Source organism: Sphingorhabdus sp. 109 (assembly GCF_902506555.1).
Lineage (GTDB): Bacteria > Pseudomonadota > Alphaproteobacteria > Sphingomonadales > Sphingomonadaceae > Parasphingorhabdus.
On the sequence record NZ_LR732707.1, the window covers coordinates 3,423,105 to 3,447,581 of the forward strand.

Below are 24,477 nucleotides of genomic sequence, written 5' to 3' on the forward strand. Positions count from 1 at the left end.
GAGATGGTTCAATTTGATCGGGAAGAATGAGGAGGATCTACCAGGATCGGACCCATAAGTTATTCTGACGGAAAGTAATGTGGTCAGTGAATGGATTTATTTATTTGGCCTAAGCGTCAGCGCATAGGTGAAGCAGGCATCAATCCATCATCTGATGGGTTGCAGATTTTTTTGCTGGAAAGTGGGTTGGTCAACGTTGATTACAGAGGTTGGAAGCGGTGGTTGACCGTAAGTCAATTCGCTCATCCTGTTCAGGAAGCAAAATCTGAAGCCTGAGATATTTATCGCCCGCACTCGATTTCCAAACTGTGTGCTTGTCATGGAATTAGCTAAGTTACACAGCAATACTATCCGTTGAACAAAGAGGCCCTTCAATGGCGAAACGCGGAACTACGGTCTTCGGTGCGAATGGTAGCCACATCTCCACCGGTTTTTCGCGTTGGCCAACCAGAAGCAGACAGTCCGCTACCAGCCCATTTCTTGTTCTCAGGTTGGCCGTGTTTAAGGCACTTTTCTTTCTATGGGCGCGCGGATCAAGATCTATAGTGCCTCTCGATGGTTGGCTCACAATCTTGGTTGGCTGATGCACCGCATCACGAGAACCTGAAACACGTCACACCCGCCAGAGTCTAATGCGGCAGGACAGAATCTATCATCAAACAGCGAGAAAGGATCAGACAAAACGCCATCGAAGATCGGCGCTTGCGATACCGCACGATTGCTACCTAAAATCGACCAACAGATGAGGCCAAATACTCGCCTCTTCTTAAAACGCCATATGTCTCAAATTATGTGATGAGCGACAGTCCGAGAGATGCGCGCCGCTACTGCAATGGTTCGGTTGCCAGAGACGCTCTTGAGACCGCCGATATATCGGGTTTTCATCGATTATCTCTATGGTTCAGATCTTGGGGACGAGATGCAGACGGATGGATTCGCTACGGAGATCGTTTCCAGGGCGAATTTCTCCTGAGTGCGCGGCTTATGCGAACTCGAACATGAACCGGTGGCTGGCCCAGGCCAGCGGGAAATTGTTCTTCCGCTTGATCTGGCGTTCTTTCCTCATTGCAGGTGAGGGGGCAAAGGGGCGACACAGGCGATCGCCGGCTTGTTAACACGAAGCCCCGGCCCGCTCAGCACCGGTATATCCCGGGCGTTTGATCCATATTCCATCCACAATCATATCCTATCGACAACCCCATTCCTGTTGCATGCGGAGAACCGATAATGCTGACTGACATTGAGAAAAGTCTGCCGTTGTGGGCGACTTCAAGCCTGCTGATATTGGCATTGTCCGGATGCGGGGGCGATGGATCGAGCAGTACGGACGCGTCGGTTACTTTGCCCGGAACATCGACGCCAACGCCGACCCCGACGCCAACTCCCACCCCGACCCCGGACAGCGTCAGCACCGCCGATGTGGATTGCCCCTATAGCGGCAGCTATATGGGCGACTATAGCGATGCTGGCATGTTGACCGCGACGTGGAGCTGGACCTGCGATGGAACAAATCGCAGCCTGACCGGAAATGGTTTACCCGATCATGGCGTTGGCACATTCCCCAACCCGGGCAATCCGAACACCATCACGACCCAGACTGTCAGCGGTTCGATGACGCTAACGCCAGTGATGGGCAGTGCTAATACCCAGATAGGAGGCCCGGGCGGAGCCTCGGCCTATGCCCGGAACAGTGTCAAATTTGATCCCGGAACGGGTGGCACTTGCGCAAGCGATATTGCCGCGACATCCGAGTGTGATCTGGGCGGGAATACCGGTCAGTGGCGGATCGAGGCATTGGGGCAGGACACGTTTGATTTTGGCGAAGATGCCAACAATGCCCATGTGCAGCCCGGCGGCATCTATCACTATCACGGGATGCCCGAAGGGCTTCTGACCAACGCAGGCGCTTCCGATAGCAACCGGAAAATGGTGTTGATCGGCTGGGCCGGCGACGGCTATCCGATCTACGGGCGCTATTGCTATGCCAGCGCCATGGACGCGACCAGCGAACTGAAAGTCTGCACCGGCAGCTACATCAAGGATACGGTCGCCGATTCCGGCCGACCATCGACGAGCCTCGTGCCGCTCGGCGCGTTCCTCTCGGACTGGACCTATTCCGCGGGCTCGGGTGATCTCGACGATTGCAACGGCCGCACCGGCGTCACGCCGGAATTTCCGGACGGAATCTATTATTATATGGCAACCGACAGCTACCCGTACATGAGCCGCTGTCTGAAAGGGAATATCAACTGATATGAAACATGTGAACCAGACGACATTTGGCATCGCCTGTATGAGCGCGGCGGCAGCGCTGGCGCTGTTCGGCGCAACCCAGATCAATGCCCAGCGCGATCAGGATCGCGGGCCTCCAGGTGGCGGCAAAAAGCCGACCGAAGCGATGCTCAAGGCCTGTACCGCAAAAAAGGCCAATGATGCCTGCTCCGCGGAAGGTCCGGATGGCAATGTCGTGGCCGGCAGCTGCTTTGCACCGGCCGACCTGCCACTAGCCTGCCGGCCCGCTGGCAGGCCGGCGCGAGGAACGGGGCCCGAGGGTCAATGATACAGAAGCGGCGCGCAGCGCTCGGCACGGTGGTCGTTGGCGCCACGACGGCGCTGGTCATGCTCGGAGCGGTGCAGATCAATGCGCAAAGCGGCCCGGATCGGGGCCCGCCTGGTGGTGGTCAGAAACCCAGCGAGGCAATGCTCAAGGCCTGCTCTGCCAAACAGGCCGACGATCCCTGCTCGACGGAGGGGCCTGAAGGCAAGGATGTCGCGGGCAGCTGCTTTGCACCGGCCGGCATGCCACTGGCCTGCCGCCCATCAGGCGGTGCCATGGGGCCCGCCAATCGTCCGCCACAGGGGCAATCCAATCTCGGTACGCCGATTGAATCGACCCGGGCCCAGACTTTCGGTGTGCTTTGCGGCGCGCATACCGATATCCCGAACGAGCAAATAGGCCTGCAGAGTGAAGCCAAATGGTCGTGCGAACGTGGCCAGCGCTTGCTGGTGTCAAATGGTATACCCGATCATGCGATTGGTGTTTTCCCCAATCCGGGAAATCCGAACAGCATCAGTGTACAATCGTTCAACTTTGCTGTTACGGTCGAGCCGGTGGGGCATACCGGCAGCGGCATCCGGGTCAAGGATTCCGGCTTCGCGCTCAATGGCGTGCCGTTCGATCCGGGAACCGCCGAGCGCTGCCCCGACGGAGCGACTGATGCGCAGGACTGCAGAGGGCAGGCCGGCAAATGGAGCATCGAGGCACTGGGCCAGTCTGTCTTCGACTTTGGCACGGACGAAAACCACGCTCACGTCCAGCCGGGTGGCAAATATCATTATCACGGTATTCCCGAAGCGATGCTGTCCGCGCAGACGCGCATGGGAAAATCGATGCAGCTGATCGGCTGGGCTGCTGACGGATTTCCGATCTATGCGCGCTACGGCCATGATCTGGCAAAGTTCATGACCAGTGCGCTGCGGCCGATGAAGTCGAGCTATCGCCTGAAGCCGGCGGCTGATGCAGGGCGTCCGAGTACGGCAATTATAGCGATGGGCGCCTTTACCCAGGACTATGAATATGTCGCCGGTCTCGGCGATCTCGACGAATGTAATGGCCGCTTCGGTGTTACACCCGAATTTCCCGAAGGCATTTATCATTATTATGCGACCGACAGTTTCCCCTTCGTCCAGCGATGTGTGAAAGGTTCCACTGACAGTCAGCCGACAGCCCGTCGCGAGCAGCAGCGCGGCGAAGGCGGCGGGAGACGCGGCAAGGGGAACGGAAAGCGTCCGCCGCGGGGAGAAGGCAGACGATGAAGCGCCTGTTGCTGGCGTTCTGGTTGCTGCTTTTTGCCGGAACCGCGCAGGCCCATCTGTTGCCGAAGCAGAATGCGACGATGAAAATCGTCGACAATAGCGCCAATTTTGTTGTGTCTGTTCCGGTTTCGGCCCTGGACAATGTCGACGATGATCAGAACGGGCTGCTATCCGCCCGGGAAATCCGGCTGCACAACCGGGATATCGAAAGGCAATTTGCCGAACGTTTCGGCGTCACAAATTCCGGCAAGTCCGGCAATGTGTTGATGACATGGGTTGTGCCGCCCCAGACCGATGGAGACCCGCTGGACAGCGACTATGTGGTTATATTGCACCGCGTGCAGTTTGATGAGCCGCCTCATAATCCGCTGATCGAAACCGACATGTTCGGCACTCGTGACGGCGAAGCGCAAATGACGATGCGCGCCACCTTGGATGATGATCAGGAAGTTGCGATTCTTACGGCAGCCAGTGGCAGACACCAGTTCTTCCGCGGACCACTGGCGCTATTCGGTGATTTTGTCCGGCTGGGAATTGAGCATATTCTCGGCGGGCTTGATCATTTGCTATTCCTGCTCACGATCATTATCGCCGGCGCTGGCTGGCGCTACTGGCTCACTGTGGTGACAAGCTTCACGGTTGCCCACAGCATCACCCTGTCTCTGTCTGCACTGGGCATATTCTCCATACCTGCGACAATCGTCGAACCGGCCATTGCTGCCAGCATCATATTGATGGCGGTCCTCAACCTGAAAAATGGCCCTGGTCGCAGCGACCGGATGGACTGGGGCAGAATAGCCATCGTGTTCGCATGCGGACTGATTCACGGTTTTGGCTTTGCGTCTGCTATAGGCGGGATGCTGGCCGCGAGTGAAAGCCTATTGGCGACGCTGGCAGGATTCAATATAGGTATCGAGATCGGTCAGTTTCTCTTTCTGACCGGTGTCCTGTTGATCATCCTAACCGTCCGCAAAACCGGCTTTGGTGATCGGATCCATCTCGTGCCGCATCTGGCATCGTGGATCGCGCTGGTTGCCGGCACGCTGCTCTTCATGCGCCAGACCGAAATGATATGAAAGGGCTGGTGCCATCCGGGGGGCGACATTTAAATGGGAAAATATCGGGGCCAAATGATCAGGAACACGCTGCTATTGTCGATATCGTTGCTGCTGGGATCATGCGGTGCCAATCCTCCGGCACCGACGGATATCGCGCCGGTTGATCTGGCTGCGCTTTCCGCCGCCGAGCGGGATAGTTATCTGCGGGAAGCTACAGCCTTTTTCGAAAAGGCCAATATTGTCGGTTCGCCCTCGCTCGTCGAATGCACCCTGTCCGGAGGCGCGAAAACGACCTGTTTTTCAATCACCGTGAAGCCTGTCCCCGGCGATTACACGCCAGGCCCCTGGTGCCCGCGCAACATCAGCGATGGCAAGGAGAAGTCCGGCATCTGGTTGGATGAAGGCAAGATTTACGATGCCGACGGAAAGTTCCTGCAGAATTTAAGCGACTTTTACGAGGACGATGAATGGCAACTCTTCGATCCCGCGACTGGTCGCGTCAACGTCACTGACAGCAAGGAAAAATGCGCGGCTGCGGCAAGGCCTGATGTGGACGAAAAATATAATAATTACTGTGTCGAATGCCAGCTCGACTATATGCCGGCGGAGAGCAGCGTTACCTATGTCATTCCCGTAAGACCTGTCGCATCAAGCAACCGTTCGCGCACGCATGGCGGAGCGGGTGTAGCGATAAACGGTATCCGTCTGGATGAACCGGCTCCTCTCGATGCCATTCTGGATGCGCACACGCTTGCGCCGTTCGATGATTGTGGTGGTCATGTCAATCTGCATGTCGGTTATCACTATCATGCGGTGACGGACTGTCTTGTCGACAAGTCGGGCCGGACCTCCGGCAAATATGATGCACCGGTGATCGGGTTGGCGATGGATGGATACAAGATATTGGCGCACAGGCTCGACAACGGAGAGCTGCCCGGGCAGCTCGATAGTTGTCAGGGGCACAGTAGCGCCGAATATGGGTATCATTATCACGCGGGTGCTGCGGGTTCCAACCGGATACTCGCCTGCCTATCCGGCCAGCAGGGATGCTCGTTCGAGAGCAGCGGTGAAACTTGTGACGCGTCTGTCCGGCGTGGTCCCCCGGGTGGCGGAGGTCCGCCTCCGGGTGCGACCCGGCCTCCGCCAGAACCCGGCTGAACATCGGGCGCGGGGCTGCCAGTCGGCTAGCCGCCTTCGAAACGATAGCCGGCACCGTAAACCGAGGTGATGCAGCCGGCGTCGGGATCGACTGCCGCAATCTTGCGGCGGATATTCTTGATATGGCTGTCGATCGCCCGGTCGCCCGAACTCAAGGACTGTTCGCCGATCTTGTCGAGCAATTGATCCCGGGAAAATACCCGGCCCGCATTCTGCATCATTGCCGATAATATGTGATATTCGGATATTGACAGCTTCAGCCAAGTTCCCTGCCAGGCGATCCGCTGTCCGGCGCTGTCCACCAGATATTTGCTGGCTGCGGGATCGCTGGTTACCCGGCCCTCATATCTGCGGATCAGCGCGTTCACCCGCGTGACAACTTCCCTTGCGCTAAAGGGCTTGGTGACATAATCATCCGCACCGTCGGTCAGACCTTGCAGCTTGTCCATCTCGTCGGTCCGTGCGGTCAGCATCAGGATGGGCACGGCGCTGAACTTGCGCAACTCCCGGCAAATCGTCATGCCATCGGAGGCCGGTAACATGAGATCCAGTACAACCGCGCTGGGCGGGGATGACCGGACGGAAGAAACCACCGAGCGGCCATCGGGAAAAGTTTGCGGATGGTGGCCTGCGCTGCAGAAATAGTCGGACAATATTGCGGCGATCTTGTGATCATCCTCGACGATGAAAATGCTGCGGTTCTTGATCATGGTTGGTGCCGCTCCTGTGGCAGGTTCAGTTCAATCGATAATCCCCCCAGTCCGGAAATATTTGCAGAAATCCGTCCCCCATGGGCTTCGACAATGGCCTTGCATACCGCCAGGCCAAGGCCGCTGCCGCCGGAGGATCTGTCGCGGGCCTCGTCTACGCGGAACAGCGGTTCAAATAATCGCGGCAAAGCATAATCCGGGACGCCGGGCGCGCTGTCCTCCACCGAAAGAATGACCCGATCCTTCTGGTTCCGGAGCCGGACTTGCACCGTTCCCGGCGTATCGGTATAGCGAAGCGCGTTGGTCAGCAGATTGCCCAGCAATTGCTCTATTCGCTTGCTATCCCAGACAACGGCCAGCGTCGAGTCATCGCCAAGATCGACCTCCAGCTCCAGTCCCGCTTTCGTCAGCAACGGCCGGAATCGTTCTGTCACATCATGTACCAGTCTGACCGCGTCATCCGAGGCAAAGCGGTGCGGCGCGTCAGTAAGATCGGACACCGCCATGAAATGCAGGTCTTCGATCAGATCGCCCAGGCGATCCGTTTCTTCCAGCAGCGAACTGACCGCTTTCTGGTCCAGCGGTCTTATGCCGTCTTTCAGTGCCTCCAGCTCACCCGACAAGACGGTCAGCGGGGTGCGCAGTTCATGGCCGATTTCTGCAAGCCAGCCCCGTCGCGCCTCGTCTGCGCGGGCAAGGCTTTCTGCCATCTGGTTGATATTCTGGCCCATCGACGAGATTTCGTCGGCACCGGCTGCATTGGTGCGGACCGCAAAATTGCCATTGGCAATTTCTTTTGTCGCGGTTTCCATGCCGGCCAGCCGCCGCGTTCCGGCGCGGGCGAAACCCCATGCTGCCAGCGCCGCGAATATCATCAGTCCGCCAACCAATAGGGCAGCGCTGATATATTGGTTGCGCAGGAACCGTGTCGCGACACCGCCCGGCGCCGGAGCATGCGGTATGATCTTCGTCGTGCCAACCCGCTCCCCGTCCACAATGATTGCGCGTTCCGCCATTTGCGGCCCGCCTTCCGGTGGCGGAGGCGGACCGGCTATCTGCACGTCATTTTTGTCGAAAATCAGAATTCGGGGTGCTCGGGAAACCGGGATGCCGGCACCGGCAGGCGGCGGTGGTGGCGGCTGATCCAGCCTGCCGCGCGGAAACCGGGGGCGGGGCCCGCCGGGGAACCGCGCGCCGGGCCTGAAATCCGGTGCGCCTTCGGCGATGAAGCCTTCGGATATCAGTTCCTCCTGAACGCCAAGCAGACTGACCGTCCCCGATTCAAGTGCCGCTAGTCCGCCACGCTCGCCCAGTTTTTGCGAAACCAGCTGTGTGTAGGATTCGAGAATTTCGGCATCCCGTGCCTCGAGATAATCCCCGAAGCCACGATTCAGATTCCAGGCCATGGTTGTCGCCATCGCCAAAGCGGCAATAAGCGCGGTTACCGCAACCAGCAGGAACAGTTTGTGGAACAGTTTTAACGTCATGAAATGCTTATCTATCCATCCAATCCTGATTGATAGGGCTTAATTGTGGTTATAAATTGAGCAAAAGCCCCGTTGATCGGACCGACCGGACCGCGCGCCTTGTCAGCAAGGCGGAGCCGGTTTGTCGTGAAGACCGCTCATTGACAAATCATGTGCAGCGAGATGGCGTCAGTTTTAGGTATGCAAAATTGGTATGACAAAGAAAATATCAAGGGTATACTATATAGGTTGACAAAAGGGACAGGCCAAGGCAATCCCCTGCAAATAAAAAAGTGCAGGGGAGAGGATTAGATGAAAAAGGCGAATATTTCTGCGTGCGGCAAAGGTTTGCGGCGGCGCATGTCGGCGATTCTGTTGGCGGGAACGGCAATGAGTCTGGCGGGCACACCAGCTGTCGCGCAAGAAGCAGAATCGGATCAGTCAGAAGACGATGTAATTATCGTGTCCGGCATCCGCGGCTCGCTCGCGAAAGCGCTGGATGAAAAGCGCAATGCGGAAAGCCTTGTCGAAGTCATTCAGGCCGAGGATATCGGCAAGCTGCCCGACCAGAATCTGGCCGAGGTTCTCGAGAATATTACCGGCGTGCAGATCACCAGAGAGGCTGGTATCGGAACCGGCGTCCAGATCCGTGGTTCCAACGATAACCGCATCGAGATCAACGGGGTCGGTACCGTCGGGTCCGGTTCGGGGCGCAGCGGTATCAATTTTGAAGATATTAACGCGGCAATCATTTCTTCGCTCGAAGTTATCAAGGCGCCAACAGCCATGACCACCGAAGGTTCTGTTGGTGGCACCATCAACCTGCGCACGATCCGCCCTCTGGATCTCCGGGATACGCTAATCGCGTTCCGCGCCCAGGGCGAATATAGCGAGCAGTCGGAAAGCGTTCAGCCCCGTATATCGGGCAGTTTCGGCAAAAATTGGGACACCGGAGCGGGTCGTATCGGTATCGTGCTCAGCGGGAGTTATGCCAAGCAGGATGCTTCGTCATCGCGCCCTCGCGTCGACCGGGATACCCTGATTCCCCAAGGAACCAGCGTGACCGCAGCGGGTGCCCCCGGTCCGGATTTTGACTATCTTGGTATCCAGTTCCTGAATCAGGAATTCGAGATTTTCAATTACGAGACTTATAATCTGGCCGGTTCGCTCGAATGGGCGCCGTCAGACAATCTGAAATTATATGTCGACGGATTTTATAACAAGCAGACACGTAAACAGCAGAGCACCAGAATCCAGGGGTCAGGCGTGAGCTCTGTCCGCAACACCAACGTCCCGGATACGTTTGAAACGATCAATTTCGGTTCTCTCGGCGGTGTCGATCTGGGCAGCATCCAGGCGGCAGAAACCGGTACGCTTCAACCGAATGTCCCGAATGAACCCAATTTGCGCTTCTCGAGCGATACCGGCGCCCGGCTGACCGAAAGCAACCTGATACGCGCTGGCGGCGAATGGGAAAGCGGACGATTCAAGGCGCGGATCGAAGGTTCGCGCACGCTTGCCAGTTCGCGCACGCCCGACCTCAGCACGACGCTGAATTTCATCAACCCGAACACACCGATTACCGGATCCGCGAATGATAACGGCACTCCGTTCGCTTACGATCTCTCTGGCGGTTCGCTGACATTCGGAATAGATACCAGTTCGCCCTTTGCTCCGACGGTTGCGCAGCTGCTCGATCCGAACAATGTCGTTCTCGATGCAGTGTCGGTCAGCGACAATAGCAACAGGAATGTCGAATATACCGGGCGCATGGACTTTACGCTCGATCTCGAAGATCTGACCGGTTTCCTGACATCCTTCAACTGGGGCTATCGGTATAATGACCGGTCGACGGAGTTTAACGAAATAACGTCCAGCATCGGTCTGTCAGCCTTGGCCGACAGTCCGAACGGGTCGGTGTTTTCCCAGCTGCTGGTTGCCGGGCCCTCGAATTTTGGCAAGGCCGATGGCCGGTCGCTGTTCTTCGGTGATTTTCTGATCATCGATCCGAATCTGGCCTATTCCGATCAGGCGGGAACGCTGGCCACATTGCAGGCCGCGTTGCTGGCCGAGCCCGGCGGGCGTGTATTGGCGGATCCCAGCTTCAATCCGGCTTCCTTTTACCGGATCACCGAACAAACCCACGCGGTTTACGGCCAGCTCAATTTCGAGGCGGGCATTTTTAGCGGGAACGCTGGCTTGCGCTACGTCGACACCATCATCAATTCGGTGGGTAACAATGTCGATGCCGGCGGCAATATAATCAACCAGACCAATACGCCGGGTAAATATCGGTTCCTGTTGCCGCGGGTCAACCTCGCGGCCGATCTGACCAGTGATATCGTGCTCCGGGCAAGCTATGGTCAGGATATCAACCGCCCCGATTTTGATTCCCTGAAGACCTCGGTCCGGTTTGGGACCGGTCCGAACACGGCGGTCGAAATCGGTAATCCGGGTCTGGTGCCGGAAAAAGTGACATCTTATGATGCTTCGCTGAGCTACTATTTTGCTCCTGCGGCTGTGATCAGCGTTGGTGTCTTCCACAAGCGGCGAACCAATCTGTTCGTAACTCTGGAAACTGCGCCATTTGTCGATCCGGTTACCGGCTTCAAGGATATTACCGCACCATGTGAAGGTGGCGGGATATATAATCCGATCGCGGATCGGAACGTATTCTCCGCCACGCCTGGCAACGGGCTGTGTGTGCCGGTCTCGACCACGATAAACGATGCGGGCGTGACCAAGCAGACCGGTGTCGAAGTTGCTTTTCAATATAATCTGTCAGCTTTTGAAGATAGTATCGGCTTTGCATCCGGTTTTGGCGTGGCGGCCAATTATACCTATCAGAAGTTCAGCGGCGGGCAGGCGACCGACACATCCGATGCGGATAGTCGCGGAACGGCTATCCTCGAATCGAGTAGCGGTCTCACCGGTCCCTTCACCGCCGTCCAGGGCTTGCTCGATTTCTCGCCGCATGCCTACAATGTCACGCTTTTCTATGAGAAATACGGATTGTCGGCACGTGCGCGTTACACATGGCGAGATGCGTTCCGCACGCTGGACACCGCTGGTGGTGCGACCCAAGGTAGTACAATTGGTTTTCCGGTCACCACTGCGGCGCGGGGGCAGCTCAACGGTAGCATTACCTATGACCTGACGGATCATATCAATATCGGCATCGAGGGCGTGAATCTCACCAAATCGAAGATCGAGCAATATTGTGTGAATGACGGCGCGTTGCTGTGCTTCCAGGGCCTGCCGGACCGAAGACTCACGTTCGGTGCCAGCATCAAATTCTAAGGCCACGCGCCGGGTGGCCGGCATAGGATTGAAAATTTCCCGACCCCAACGGGACCGGAGCGCGGCGGGGGCGATTCCCGCCGCGCTGTTCCAGATGAAATATTGATCCATCATCTCATTGGTATGATGGATTTAATTTAATTGGTATGCATTAGGGGTTGACATATAGGTAGGCGGCAGGCAGCTTGCCAGAAAAATATAAAGACAAAACAGAGAGGATCTTATGAAACAGGCGGCGGATTTTGCGCGCGACAATGGATCGCGGCGGCGTTTTTCAACAGCACTTTTAGCGGGTACGGCGATGACGATGATCGCCACCCCTGTCTGGTCGCAATCGACCCAGCCTGATGAAGGCGCGATTGTTGTTACCGGTATCCGTGCCACAATCCAGGATTCTATCGAGGCCAAGCGTGAATCGACTGAAGTATTCGATGCGCTGTCGGCCGAAGAGATCGGAGACATTCCGGCACTGTCGATCGGTGAGGCACTGGAAACCCTGACCGGCGCGGCTTCCCACCGGGAGCAGGGCGGGGCTACCGAAATTTCGATCCGTGGTCTCGGACCCTTTCTGGGTTCAACCGTGATCAACGGCCGCATCGCATCCAATGGTAGCGGGGACCGCTCGGTCAACTTCAGCCAGTTCCCTTCCGAACTTTTCAACAAGATCGGTATCTACAAGACCCAGGCTGCCAGCTATATTGAAGGTGGCGTGGCCGGCCAGATTGCCCTCGAATCCATCAAGGCGCTCGACTATGGCAAGCGGAGGTTCCAGGGAAATTTCAAGCTGAATGCGAATCCCGACAATCTCGATATTGATGCGGATCAGCGGTTCCAGAAGTTTGGCTATCGTATTACCGGCAGCTATGTTGACCAGTTCCAGCTGGGTGACGCCGAGCTTGGTATCTCGCTGGGCTATTCCCGCAACAAGACGACCAACCCCGAGCAGGAGGCCAATGTTTCCAACACCATCCGGGCCTGCGTGGTTGATCCAACAGACACTGGCGACGGCGTGTTTGATGATGGCAATTGCGATACCAGCGGCGGTACGATCGACGGCCTGCGCGATGGCAGTGTCACCGACGATTTCGTCATTGCCCGGAACAGCTATGCGTTCCGGTCCAATATTACCGATGATACGCGCGATTCCTTTTTCGGCGCTTTGCAGTTCAAGCCAAGCCCCGACGTCGACATCAACGCGGATTTCCAATATTCGAAGCGTCTGTTCAAAGAGCAGCGCAGCGACCTGAACTTTGCCGAAGGCCGCCGGATTGACGGTCTGGGCGATGCCAATGCCATTCCGGGATATCCGCTTATTTATACAGAAACCGGCGCGTTGCGTCAGTTTACCAACGAACAGCGGATCGAAGCGGTCAGCGAATATCTGGAGCGCGACGAGGAATATTATGGTGGCGGGCTCTCGCTGGATGCGCAAGTCAGCGACCGCGTGAAAATCTCGCTCGATGGCTCTTACTCGAGAACCCAGCGGGTGGAGCAGGCGGTTCAGATCCGCTTCCGCACCGAAGATAATGAAGATATCACGGGTGCCGCTGCATGGCCGAATGCGTTTGAAAGCGATGGCAGCCCGACCAATGACCGGGTTGAAACGGCTGTTCAGATTCTCCAGAACGGCTCGCAAGGGTTGAATTTTGTCACCCAGAATTTTGATGTGACCAATCATGACCTGTTTGCCAATGATCCGCGACTGCGCGCTGATCTGGAGCAGGATCGGTTCAATAGCGTCTGGGCATTCCGCGGCGATGTCGAATATCAAATGGACGGTTTCATAAACACAATCCAGGCCGGTGCCCGCTATCAGCAGCTGAGATACCGCGACGTTCCGGGTGCGCTCGGCGCCAGCCGGTTTGAGAACAGCTATAATGACACCGACGGTACCGGCGCTCTGGCCGCTGCCAACCGGGAATGCCGGACGAGCTTTCCCGAAACCGGGTTCCTGTCTTCCATATCCGGTGGAAACCCGCTTATTACCAATGTCGACGCGTCGGGCAATGTGATCGGTACTTCCAACAGCTATGCCACATTCGATGCTTTGTGCATTGCGCAGGTTCTCGAGCGCGAGGATCCGTCGGGTCTGCAGTTTGACGACGATGGCGTTCCGATCTATCCGTCCGGAAATTTCGATTCCGCGCAAAATACGGATGTGACCGAGCGCAGCATGGCTGCCTATATCCAGGCCAATTTTGATGGTGATCTTGGTGACACCCCAATTCGCGGAAACGCGGGCTTGCGGGTAGTCAAGACATTGGTGAATTCCACCGGCTTCCGTTCGGATTTCAACGTTGTTGTCGATGATGTCGATGGTGACGGCACCGCCGGATTTGTGCTGGTCGAAGATACCACCAACCTGATCCAGCGGCAGACGAAAAATTCCTACACGGAATTTCTGCCCAGCCTGAACATCGTTGCAGAATTCCAGCCCAATCTGCTCGGGCGCTTTGCCATCTATCGTTCCCTGTCGCGTCCTGACCCTTCGTCGCTCGGCGATGGCCGGGTCTTCAGCTTCAATGACGATGACGAATTTGCAACGCCGGCAGATGCCATTGCCGGAGGCTTCAACAATGTCAGCGCGACGGGCAATCCGCTGACGGAACCATTGCTTTCGTGGAATTTCGACGCTGGTCTCGAATGGTATCCCAACGAGGATACGATCCTGGCTTTCAACGCCTATTACAAGAGTTTCGATGGCGGATTTGATGCAATCGGCTTTACCGAGACGTTCACTATCAACAATCAGGACGTCGATCTCTTTACGACATCGGTTGCGACCAGTGACGATACAAGCAGAATTTATGGCGTTGAGATCACCGCTGCGCATCGCCTGAGCTATCTGCCGGCGCCGCTTGACGGTCTGGGTTTCAAGATAAGCTACAATTATGCGGATTCGAATTTCGAGTTCGAAGACGATACCCTGGGAGCAATCACAACCCCGACCCCGACTGGAACGACGGTTAGCAACGGTCTGATCGTGCCTTCAAACCTGTTCGGTTTTTCCAAGCACGTTCTGGCGGCGCAGCTATATTATGAAATCGGTCCGTTTGATTTCCAGGGCGTCTACAAATATCGCAGCAATTACTTCCAGCAGTTTGTCGCGACGCCGGGACGCGTCCGATATGTTGACGATGTCAGTGTGTTCGAAGCCCGTGTTTCTTTCCGGCTGAACAACAATGTGAAGTTCACGCTCGAAGGAATCAACCTGTTCAACGAACCGCGGACCAATTATCGCGGCGCGCCAGATGATTTCGGCGCCATCCAGGTCTATGGGCCACGCTATTTTGCGGGTGTGCAGTTCAAATTCTAGCTTCGTACGGGGGGTGGCGTGGCGGGAGCTTGAGCCCGCTACGCCATTTTTTGCAACAAGACTAGTCGAGGCTGGAGTAGACAATTGGTATGCAGCTGGGCTAATAGAAGGAAACGATGGCGAAGTAACAATCTTTCAATGGGATAGACAGGGAATATGGGCGAAAAGCGACTTTTCCATAGCGTGGCGGAGCAAATCACCGATCTGATCAAGGACGGCGTGTTTCCGGTAGGTGCGCGGCTTCCCGGTGAGCGTGAACTGGCTGAGCGATTTGGTGTCAGCCGGGTTACTATACGCGAAGCCGAAATTGCGCTCCAGGCGATTGGCCGGATCGAAATAAAGACCGGTTCCGGTGTCTATGTCAGCGAAAAACAGCCTGGTGACGACAGTCGTCTGCCAGACGTCAGTGCCTTTGAATTGACCGAAGCGCGGTCGCTCTTTGAAGCCGAAGCAGCGGCTTTGGCTGCCCAGAATATTACGGATGAAGATATCGCCAAGCTCGGCAGATTCATCAAGGAAATGGATTCGAAAGACGAAGAGGTCTCCACCCAGGCGGATCAGCATTTTCACATCACGATCGCCGAAGCATCCGGCAATGCGGCGATCGTTCATACGATAAAAACGCTTTGGCGGATGCGGGAAGAACTGCCCGATGTGAAGGCCGCGTATGAATCGGTTTGCGAGCATGATGTCCGCACCAGAACCGACGAGCATCAGGAAATTTATGATGCCCTGGCATCACGCAATCCGCTGGCGGCACGACAGGCCATGCACAGTCATTTCCGGCGCCTGATCGAGGCGATGCTGGATGCGACCGAGAAGCGGGCGCTGGAGGAGGTGCAGCAGCGTGCCAATGAGAGCCGCGAACGCTTTCTGTCCTCGGTCAAACTCGGCTGACAATTACCCAATGGCTAAGCCCTCATACCAATTGGTATGAACAAATATTGTATTTGGTAGCATCAATTGGTTGACTCCAGCCGACTCTGCTGATAGCCCGTTCCCAGATAATAAGAGAGGGTGACGGGGAATGTGGACAGGGCGCTGTCTTGCTGGCTTTTGCATTTGGCTGATGGCGGCCCCCGTGCAGGCCGAACAATATTTCGTTAAAAATATCGACGAATATAATGTTGCTGCGAAGAAGCTCGTGGCCGGCGATATCATCATCCTCGCCAATGGCAGATGGCATGATTTCGAGATCAAGATTTCCGGCAAGGGTACGAAGGAAAAGCCGATTACCCTGATTTCCCAGGATCCCGGGAAAGTCGTAATTACCGGTCAGTCTAATCTGCGGATTGGCGGCGAATATATTCTGGTCACAGGTTTGGTGTTTTTGAACGGCTATAGCCCCACTGGAGAAGTCATTTCCTTTCGCCGGTCCAAAGAGGATCTCGCCAGCAACAGCCGCGTCACCGAGGTGGTGATCGACGGGTTCAGCAAGCCCGATCGATATGAGTCCGACTATTGGGTCGGGATGTATGGCAAGAACAACCGTTTTGATCACAATCATCTGGCCGGCAAGACCAACAAGGGTGTGACCCTGGCGGTCCGGCTGGACAGCAAGGGCAGTCAAGAAAACGGTCATCGCATCGACCATAATTATTTTGGACATCGGCCTGTTCTCGGTTCGAACGGTGGCGAGACATTGCGGATCGGGACCAGCAAATATTCGATGTTCGATTCCAACACTCTGGTGGAGAATAATTATTTCGACCGCTGCGATGGCGAGGTCGAGATCATCTCCTCGAAAGCCGGCCGGAATGTCTTTCGCGGCAATATATTCTATGAATCCAGCGGCACTCTGACGCTGCGCCATGGTGATGGCAATCTGGTCGAGAATAATGTGTTCCTCGGTAACGGCAAGGACCACACCGGTGGCATCCGGGTCATCAATCGTGATCAAACGGTGCGAAACAATTATATGGAAGGCCTGCGCGGCACAGGCTTTGCCAGTGCCCTGACGGTGATGAACGGCGTGCCAAACTCGCCCGTGAATCGTTATGTCCAGGTCGACAATGCCGTCATCGAGAATAACAGCGTCGTGGACAGCACGCGCATCACATTCGCGGCGGGTGCCGATGCGGAACGATCCGCAGCCCCGGTTAACAGTCGCTTCGAGAACAATCTGCTCGGCGGTACTGGCTCCGGTACCTTCTTGAAGGTCCAGGATGATATAAGCGGCATCGCATTCGCCGGAAACATGCTCGTTGATGGCAAGCTCGAAAAGCCAATAGCCGGGATTTCAGAAAGCGAAATCACTCTCATCCGGGCGGAAAACGGTCTGCTCTATCCGGAAGACTCCCAAAAGGGCGTATCGCGTGATCTGGATCCCGTTACGCGCGATCAGGTTGGAGTGCACTGGTATCCCAAACCGCCCGCAGGCGACCGTTTCGAAACCGGCCAGACCGTATCCGTGCGCCCGGGCGAAGACACGCTGACCGAGGCTTTTGCCCAAGCCTCCGACGGCGATCGACTGATGTTGAGCGCCGGCGACTATCTGGTGAACAAGATACTGCCGCTGGACAAGGTCCTTTCGATCGCAGGACCCGAAAATGCGGGTGCTAGAATCCGTTTTGCAAGGCCCTCGCTAGTCGAAATCAGGCAGGGCGGAAGTCTGCGCCTCAGCAATCTTGTCATTGACGGAGAATTGGCCCCGGATTCGGTTGGCAATGCGGTTATCCGGACAGCGATTTACCCGATCCAGTCCAATTTTCTGATCGAGCTTGACGGCGTTACCGTGGCGAATCTGGACGTCAACAAGTCCTTCCACGTCATCGCACTGGGCAAAAGTTCGTTTGCGGATCGGATCAGCATCAGAAACAGCAAATTTGCCAATATTTCCGGATCGGTCTTGCAGGCGGCGGCGGAAGCCGAAGATTACGGCCAGTATAATGTCGAATATGTTGCCGTGGCGGATTCCAGTTTCAGGGATGTCGGCGATACTGTTTTCAATATTTACCGGGGTGGTCGGGACGAGAGTACATTTGGGCCGCATTTTTCCCTGACCGGTTCCGCTTTCATGAATGTGGGGCGCAGCAGCAACAACGCCACAGGATCATCAATGGTTCTGCACGGGGTGCAATATAGCGATATCAACAACAATAGTTTCCTGAATGCTGCGCCGATCAAGATCGTCCACACCGTCGGTCGACCGCAAACTCGGATCACCGGCAACCAGTCGAAAAATATGCCCGCACCGGTTCTTGAGGAACTGGATTTTCAAGGCGCGCATCGCGCGATCCTTGCCGACAATCAGTTTGAAGGCGCAGCAAGACCATGAGAACTAGGCTCATCGCGGTCGCACTATGGGCTGCTGCATCTTCTGCCGCCGTGGCCGGGCCGGTCGGTTCCTCCCCGACTGAATCTGACGCGGCGGCACAAAGATATGCGCCGCTCTACGAAAGCGAACTGGATCGGGCCCGGGCTTTTGTCGATCAGATGATGGATGCGGGCGTGGTCGTTCCTGTGCCCAGGGATCCTGGTGGTGGCTACACGCACGAGCAGCACAAGCGTAATTACAAGGCGATTTACGAAGGCGGCCAGCTTTACCGGATTACCGGCGAGCAGCAATATGCCGACTATGTGCGCGACATGTTGCTGGCCTATGCTGATCTCTATCCCACGCTGGACGAGCATCCGGCGCGCAAGAACAGCCAGAGCTCCGGGCGGATTTTCTGGCAGGTGCTGAACGATGCGATGTGGATGGTGCATGGCATCCAAGGCTATGAAGCCATTCGCGACAGCCTGTCAGAGACCGACCGGAAAAATATCGACGATAATCTCTTCCGCAAGGCAGCCGAGTTCCTCTCCACCGGCTCGGCGGTGACGTTCAGCAAGATCCACAACCATGCGACATGGGCCACGGCCGGTGTCGGGATGACGGGCTATGTTCTGGACGACAGGGAACTGGTCGACATTGCTCTGCTCGGATTGGACAAAAGCGGCGAGACCGGATTCTTGCGGCAGAGCGAACTGCTCTTTTCCCCCGACGGCTATTATACCGAAGGGCCCTATTATCAGCGCTTTGCATTGAAGCCCTTCGTGGTTTTTGCCGGGGTAATCGAAAAGAACGATCCGGCGCGCAAGATTTTCGAACATCGTGACGGCATATTGCTGAAGGCGCTGCGCACCACCATCCAGCTGACCTATGATGGCTATTTCTTCCCGTTCAACGACGCGATCAAGGACAAGAGCCTGCAGACCGATGAGCTCTATCACGGCGTCGCCATCGCCTATCGCAAGACCCGCGATCCCGGACTGCTGTCGATTGCCCAGTGGCAAGGACGGACCGTGCTGACCGATGACGGCAATCTGGTCGCCGATGATCTGGCTGCTGGCAAGGCCATGCCCTTCCCCTTCAAATCGCTGCTGTTGAGTGACGGACCCGAAGGCGAACAGGGCGCGGTCGCCATCCTGCGCGAAGGGGACAGCACAAGCGGCCAGGCGCTGGTTGCGAAGAATAGTTCGCAAGGCATGGGACATGGCCATTTCGACAAGCTCAGCTGGCAATATTATGACAATGGCAACGAGATTATCAGCGACTATGGCGCGGCGCGTTTCCTGAATATCGAGGCCAAGGACGGCGGCCGCTACCTGTCCGAGAATGAAAGCTGGGCCAAGCAGACGATTGCCCACAATACGCTGGTGGTCGATGAAAAAAGCCATTTCGATGGCGAAGTGAAGATCGCGGATTCGATCGCACCTGAGCAGCTCTATTTCTCGGATGCCGAAGGCGCGCAAATCAGCTCCGCCGTGATCGAGGGCGCCTATCCCGACACCCGCTTCATCCGGACATTGGCGCTGTTTCCGGTCGACGGCCTATCTGCGCCGGTCGCTCTGGATATCGTGCGCGTGCAATCCGACAGCCCGCATCAATATGATCTGCCGCTGCATTATCAGGGGCATATCATGCGGGTCGGCTTTGACACCGAATCCCATATCGCCGCGCGACCGGTGCTGGGAACCGGCAACGGCTATCAGCATATCTGGGTTGATGCGGTCGGAAAGCCGCAAGGGCAGAATGGATTTGTCACAACCCTGCTCGATGGACGATTCTACACCTACCGATTTGTACCGCAACAAGGCGCGGAAACCATTTTGGCGGAAATCGGTGCCAATGACCCCCGTTTCAATCTTCGCCGCGAGCCGATTATTATCCAGCGGACCAGGGACGCGCAAAATACGACCTTTGTCAGCTTGTTGGAATCGCACGGTCGCTATGACGGAGCGGCCGAGCAGACGGTTGGCAGCGACAGCCTGATAAAATCACTCAGCCATGAAAGCGTCAATGGTTCTGACATCGTCATCGTGGAAAAATTGGACGGCAAGCAGGTCGTTCTTGTTGTGTCTTACGATTCCGATTCCGAAAAGAAACATTCGGTGAAGCTTGGCGATCAAATGTTGACCTGGACCGGATTCGCCGCACGTATTGACCTGCCAGCGGGAAAGGCAAAGCGATGACCGCACCCTCACAAAATTGCAGCGAGACATTCGTCCACGCCTCGGATGTACCCGTGGAAACTGTCGGCGAAGGAATTACACGGCAAATCCTCAGCTATGGCCCGGATCTCATGCTCTGTCGCTTGTGGTTCGACACCGGATCCGTCGGCGACGTGCACCGGCATCCGCATAGCCAGATCAGCTATATCGAATCGGGCCGTTTTCTCTCCGTCGTGAACGGCAGGGAACAGGAACTGGATGTCGGCGACAGCGTGATTGTTTCGCCCGATACCGATCACGGAATCAGCTGCATCGAAGCGGGCTCGCTGCTCGATATATTCAATCCGCAACGGGAAGACTTTTTGGCAACGGGGGAAGAAAAATCGTGAGCGCTGTGAAAAAAGTCGGAAATCTCCGCTGGGCCATTGTCAGTCTGGTCGCCCTGGCGACGATCATCAACTATATTGACCGCGGCGCTCTGGGGTTTTTGTGGCCTGAGATTTCTGAAGATATCGGCCTTACCAAAACCGACTATGCGATCATATTGAACGTCTTCACGTTCGCCTATGCCTTCGGCCAGACGCTGTTCGGCAAGATATTTGACTGGATCGGGACACGTCTTGGCTTCGTCCTGTCGATCGTCGTCTGGTCCGCTGCCACGATGTTGCACGCCGCGGCGACCGGTCTGATGAGCTTCGCCGTGTTCCGTGGTCTTCTCGGCCTGTCCGAAGCTGGCAACTGGCCGGGTGCGACCAAGGCCAATGCCGAATGGTTCCCGATCAACGAACGTGCGCTCGCCCAAGGTGTTTTCAATTCCGGAGCTGCGATCGGGGGCATTATTTCGGCACCGATCATCGGCATCCTGTTTGTATTTCTGGGCAGCTGGCAAGCGACCTTCATCGCCGTCGGCGCCCTTGGGTTCCTGTGGCTCGTGCCGTGGCTGATCATCTACAAATCCGGCCCCGAAAGCCATCCCTGGCTGACGGAAGACGAGCGGCAATATATCCTGACCGGCCAGAAAAATGCCGAGACCAACGAGGCGGCTACCTATGCGCCGAACTCGGGCGAAATTCTCTCGCGCAAGGAAAGCTGGGGCGTTATCATGGCATCCTTCTTCCTTGACCCGATCTGGTGGCTGTTTGTCGGCTGGTTGCCGCTTTATCTGTTCGAAACCTATGGTTTCGGCGTCGAGGAAATCGCAACCTATGCCTGGGTTCCCTATGTCGGCGCGATGTTCGGCGCATGGTTCGGCGGGCTGCTCGCCGGCCGGCTAATAAAGGCGGGCTGGACCGTCAACAAGACGCGCAAGCTGGTGATCGCACTGGGCGGGCTGATCATGCTGGTGTCGCTGTTGCTGACGATTGTCGCGGCTTCGCCCCTGATCGCGGTTTTGCTGATGGCGGCCATTCTTTTTGGTTTCCAGACGGCGGTCGGAAATATCCAGACATTGCCGAGCGATTTTTACAGCGGGAAATCCGTTGCTTCGCTGGCTGGTTTTGCCGGCACCGCTGCCAAGCTGGCCGTGGTGGGGCTCAACTTCCTGATTCCGGTCATCACGGTCAACAGCTACGCGCCAGCCTTTGCCGTCGGCGCCGGACTGGCGATCATGACTGTCCTGTCGGTTCTGGTCCTCTGCACCGACATCAAACCTCTGAAACCGAAAAATATTTGATTACTTCCTCCTCCTCATTTGAAAAACAGGGAAAAATATATGACTAAATTCAAGGGCAAGACTGCGATCGTAACCGGTGGTAGCCGTGATATCGGCCGCGCCGTTTCTGAAAAACTGGCTGCCGAAGGCGCCAATGTTGTGGTTAACTACTGCAACAATGAAGCCGATGGGCAGGCCACTCTGGATGCGATCAAAGCCGCCGGTGGGAGCGCGATACTGGTCCAGGCCGATGTGACAAAACAGGCCGATGTTGATCGTCTGGTGGCTGAATCGATTGCGGCCTTTGGCGAGACGATCGACATTCTGGTCAACGTCACTGGCGGACTGGTTGCACGGAAGAACCTTGCCGAGATGGATGAAGAATTTTTCAATCATGTCATGCAGCTCAACGTAACCTCGACATTCATGATGACCCAGGCCGTGGCCCCGCATATGCCGGAGGGCAGTGCGATATTGAACTTCGCTTCGCAAGCCGGCCGTGATGGCGGCGGCCCCGGCGCGGCGGCTTACGGTACATCAAAAGGGGCGGTGATGACCTTCACCCGGGCGATGGCCAAGGAACTCGGACCCAAAGGCATCCGCGTCAATTCGCTGTGCCCCGGTATGATTGCTACGGCTTTCCATGACACATTTACCAAAGACGAAGTGCGGACCGCTGTAGCTGCCGGTACCCCGCTCCGGCGTCAGGGCAATTCCGAAGAGGTTGCGCGCACGGTAGCCAATCTAGTGTCGGATGACAGCAGCTTTATCACCGGCGCGAATATCGACATCAACGGCGGAACTTTCTTCTCCTGACCCAAAATTGCGAGCGTGAAATGACCAGCGAAACAAACCAGATACTAGAGGCGAAATTTGCCGCTGCACCTGTGGTGCCCCTGATCGAAGCCAGTGATCCCCGGGTTGCGGTTGCGACCGCGAAAGCATTGCAGGCAGGTGGTCTCGATGTCGTCGAAGTCGTTCTCCGGACCGACGCGGCGCTCGATTGCATGGCGGCCATTATTGCGGAGACAAGCGGTATCACCGTCGGTGCGGGAACGATATTGACCGTGGCTGATGCAAAAGCCGCCGCTGCCCGGGGGGGGCAGTTCATCGTGTCGCCGGGGCTGGTCGATGCGGTGGTCCATTTTTGCAAGGAGGAAGATCTTCCGGTTTTCCCGGGAACGATGACGCCGGGCGAAGTGCAGCAGGCCCATAATCTCGGTCTGGGCATAGTGAAATTCTTCCCGGCCAAGCTTGCCGGCGGGGTGCCGATGCTCAAGGCATTGAGCTCGGTCTTTCGCGATATGCGTTTCATGCCGACCGGCGGTGTGTCTGCGGATAATCTCGGTGAATTTCTGGCTGTGCCGTCGGTAATTGCCTGCGGCGGTAGCTGGCTCACACCGAAAGCGGCGATCGAGGCCGGCGATTACGATGCAATAACCAGCCTGGCGCGCGAAGCTGTCGCTCTCGCACGTGCCGGTAGATCATAAGGAATTCGGAAATGGCAGAATATTTGTCCTTCGGTGAAATCATGCTGCGGTTGAAAACACCCGGGCATGAACGTTTTTTCCAGTCACCGTCATTTGAAGCAACATTTGGCGGCGGCGAAGCCAATGTGGCCGTTGCGCTGAGCAATTACGGGTTGTCATCGGCTTTTGTTTCGGCGCTGCCGGACAATGATGTCGGGGCCTCGGCAATTGGCGAGCTCAAGCGCTTTGGCGTGGATACAAGCCACATTCGCCGCTCGGGTGACCGGGTCGGCATCTATTTTCTGGAAACCGGCGCTAACCAGCGACCGTCCAAGGTGATTTATGATCGCGCCCATTCGGCTATCAGCGAGTGCAAGCCCGGAGATTTCGATTGGCCGAGCATTTTCGCCGGCGCCAAATGGCTTCACATTACCGGCATCACCCCCGCCTTGACCCAGGATTCTGCCGATCTGAGTATTGAATGTGTGAAAGCCGCAAAACAGGCGGGCCTGACCGTTTCCTGCGATTTCAATTTCCGTGGCAAGCTCTGGAAATATGGCAAGAGCGCGCCAGAAATAATGAGCGAACTGGTCAAATATGTCGATGTCGGCATTGCCAATGAAGAAGATTGCCAGAAATCGCTCGGCATCAGCGTTGATGTCGATGTCGAAGCCGGTGAGCTCGACACCAGAAAATATGAAGCGCTGTCGGACAAGGTACTCGATCTCTACCCCGACATGGCAACCATCGCGATCACGCTGCGGGAAAGCCACAGCGCCGACCGCAACGGCTGGTCCGCTTGCCTGCGCGACCGGGGTCAGGGGTTCAAATTGTCCCGCCACTATGAACTGACCGATATCGTGGACCGGGTCGGTGGCGGCGACAGTTTCGCTTCGGCGTTGATCTATGGGCTGAATGCCTATGATGACCGACAGCAGTCGCTCGAGTTTGCGGTGGCGGCAAGCTGTCTGAAACATTCCATTCTCGGCGATTTCAACCGGGTCACGGTACCGGAGGTCGAGAAACTCATGTCCGGCGACGGATCTGGTCGCGTGCAGAGATAGTCACCGGATGTTGTCGAGCAAACTCAATATGTC

Annotated in this window: 18 protein-coding genes; 16 read left to right on the forward strand and 2 right to left on the reverse strand. The window is 56.4% G+C overall.

Features of this window, described 5'->3' with window-relative positions; all coding sequences use genetic code 11:
* Positions 1-90 precede the first annotated feature (90 nt).
* The 6 genes from BOSE62_RS16355 (at position 91) to BOSE62_RS16380 (ending at position 6,032) form a co-directional block, all read left to right on the forward strand.
* Entirely contained in the window at positions 91-276 is a 186-nt protein-coding gene (locus BOSE62_RS16355) for a hypothetical protein (RefSeq protein ID WP_159647780.1), read from the forward strand.
* 951 nt (positions 277-1,227) lie between these two features.
* Positions 1,228-2,253 (forward strand): YHYH protein, encoded by a 1,026-nt coding sequence (locus BOSE62_RS16360; protein ID WP_159647781.1) that lies wholly within the window; start codon positions 1,228-1,230, stop codon positions 2,251-2,253.
* A 1-nt stretch (position 2,254) separates the two neighbouring features.
* A complete protein-coding gene (locus BOSE62_RS16365) occupies positions 2,255-2,560 on the forward strand; it encodes a hypothetical protein (protein ID WP_159647782.1) in 306 nt (101 codons plus the stop codon).
* The gene (locus BOSE62_RS16370; protein WP_159647783.1) at positions 2,557-3,816 is read left to right on the forward strand and encodes a YHYH protein; all 1,260 of its coding nucleotides are present in this window, start codon (positions 2,557-2,559) and stop codon (positions 3,814-3,816) included. The genes BOSE62_RS16365 and BOSE62_RS16370 overlap by 4 nt, the downstream gene beginning before the upstream one ends.
* Positions 3,813-4,892, forward strand: coding sequence for a HupE/UreJ family protein (locus BOSE62_RS16375; protein WP_159647784.1), 1,080 nt, complete (start codon positions 3,813-3,815; stop codon positions 4,890-4,892). Before BOSE62_RS16370 ends, BOSE62_RS16375 begins: the two co-directional genes overlap by 4 nt.
* A 54-nt stretch (positions 4,893-4,946) precedes the next feature.
* Positions 4,947-6,032, forward strand: a complete 1,086-nt coding sequence (locus tag BOSE62_RS16380; protein WP_159647785.1) for a YHYH protein — start codon at positions 4,947-4,949, stop codon at positions 6,030-6,032.
* Between the two features lie 26 nt (positions 6,033-6,058).
* Here the strand turns inward: BOSE62_RS16380 and BOSE62_RS16385 are convergent, their stop codons facing one another.
* Both BOSE62_RS16385 and BOSE62_RS16390 read right to left on the reverse strand, forming a co-directional pair.
* Complete coding sequence (locus BOSE62_RS16385; protein WP_159647786.1) at positions 6,059-6,742, reverse strand: response regulator; 684 nt, start codon at positions 6,740-6,742, stop codon at positions 6,059-6,061.
* Positions 6,739-8,229 (reverse strand): ATP-binding protein, encoded by a 1,491-nt coding sequence (locus BOSE62_RS16390; protein ID WP_159647787.1) that lies wholly within the window; start codon positions 8,227-8,229, stop codon positions 6,739-6,741. Before BOSE62_RS16390 ends, BOSE62_RS16385 begins: the two co-directional genes overlap by 4 nt.
* A 291-nt stretch (positions 8,230-8,520) precedes the next feature.
* Here BOSE62_RS16390 and BOSE62_RS16395 point away from each other — a divergent pair, with 291 nt between their 5' ends.
* The 10 genes from BOSE62_RS16395 to BOSE62_RS16440 all read left to right on the forward strand — a co-directional run bounded on the left by BOSE62_RS16395 (position 8,521) and on the right by BOSE62_RS16440 (position 24,444).
* A complete protein-coding gene (locus BOSE62_RS16395; protein WP_201295697.1) occupies positions 8,521-11,508 on the forward strand; it encodes a TonB-dependent receptor in 2,988 nt (995 codons plus the stop codon).
* Positions 11,509-11,731: 223 nt separating this feature from the next.
* Positions 11,732-14,824: a TonB-dependent receptor gene (locus tag BOSE62_RS16400; protein WP_159647788.1), complete on the forward strand. Its 3,093-nt coding sequence runs from the start codon at positions 11,732-11,734 to the stop codon at positions 14,822-14,824.
* A 156-nt stretch (positions 14,825-14,980) separates the two neighbouring features.
* Positions 14,981-15,721, forward strand: coding sequence for a FadR/GntR family transcriptional regulator (locus BOSE62_RS16405; protein ID WP_159647789.1), 741 nt, complete (start codon positions 14,981-14,983; stop codon positions 15,719-15,721).
* A gap of 184 nt (positions 15,722-15,905) precedes the next feature.
* On the forward strand, positions 15,906-18,101 hold the full coding sequence (locus tag BOSE62_RS16410; protein ID WP_236554103.1) for a polysaccharide lyase 6 family protein: 2,196 nt from the start codon (positions 15,906-15,908) through the stop codon (positions 18,099-18,101).
* Positions 18,098-20,281 (forward strand): alginate lyase family protein, encoded by a 2,184-nt coding sequence (locus BOSE62_RS16415; RefSeq protein WP_159647791.1) that lies wholly within the window; start codon positions 18,098-18,100, stop codon positions 20,279-20,281. Before BOSE62_RS16410 ends, BOSE62_RS16415 begins: the two co-directional genes overlap by 4 nt.
* The gene (locus BOSE62_RS16420; protein WP_159647792.1) at positions 20,278-20,649 is read left to right on the forward strand and encodes a cupin domain-containing protein; all 372 of its coding nucleotides are present in this window, start codon (positions 20,278-20,280) and stop codon (positions 20,647-20,649) included. The genes BOSE62_RS16415 and BOSE62_RS16420 overlap by 4 nt, the downstream gene beginning before the upstream one ends.
* The gene (locus tag BOSE62_RS16425; protein WP_201295698.1) at positions 20,646-21,932 is read left to right on the forward strand and encodes an MFS transporter; all 1,287 of its coding nucleotides are present in this window, start codon (positions 20,646-20,648) and stop codon (positions 21,930-21,932) included. Before BOSE62_RS16420 ends, BOSE62_RS16425 begins: the two co-directional genes overlap by 4 nt.
* 39 nt (positions 21,933-21,971) lie before the next feature.
* Positions 21,972-22,727 carry an SDR family NAD(P)-dependent oxidoreductase gene (locus tag BOSE62_RS16430; protein ID WP_159647793.1) on the forward strand — a complete coding sequence of 252 codons (756 nt, stop codon included), beginning with the start codon at positions 21,972-21,974 and terminating at the stop codon, positions 22,725-22,727.
* A gap of 20 nt (positions 22,728-22,747) precedes the next feature.
* Complete coding sequence (locus BOSE62_RS16435; protein WP_159647794.1) at positions 22,748-23,401, forward strand: bifunctional 4-hydroxy-2-oxoglutarate aldolase/2-dehydro-3-deoxy-phosphogluconate aldolase; 654 nt, start codon at positions 22,748-22,750, stop codon at positions 23,399-23,401.
* Positions 23,402-23,412: 11 nt separating this feature from the next.
* Entirely contained in the window at positions 23,413-24,444 is a 1,032-nt protein-coding gene (locus tag BOSE62_RS16440; protein WP_159647795.1) for a sugar kinase, read from the forward strand.
* Positions 24,445-24,477 lie beyond the last annotated feature (33 nt).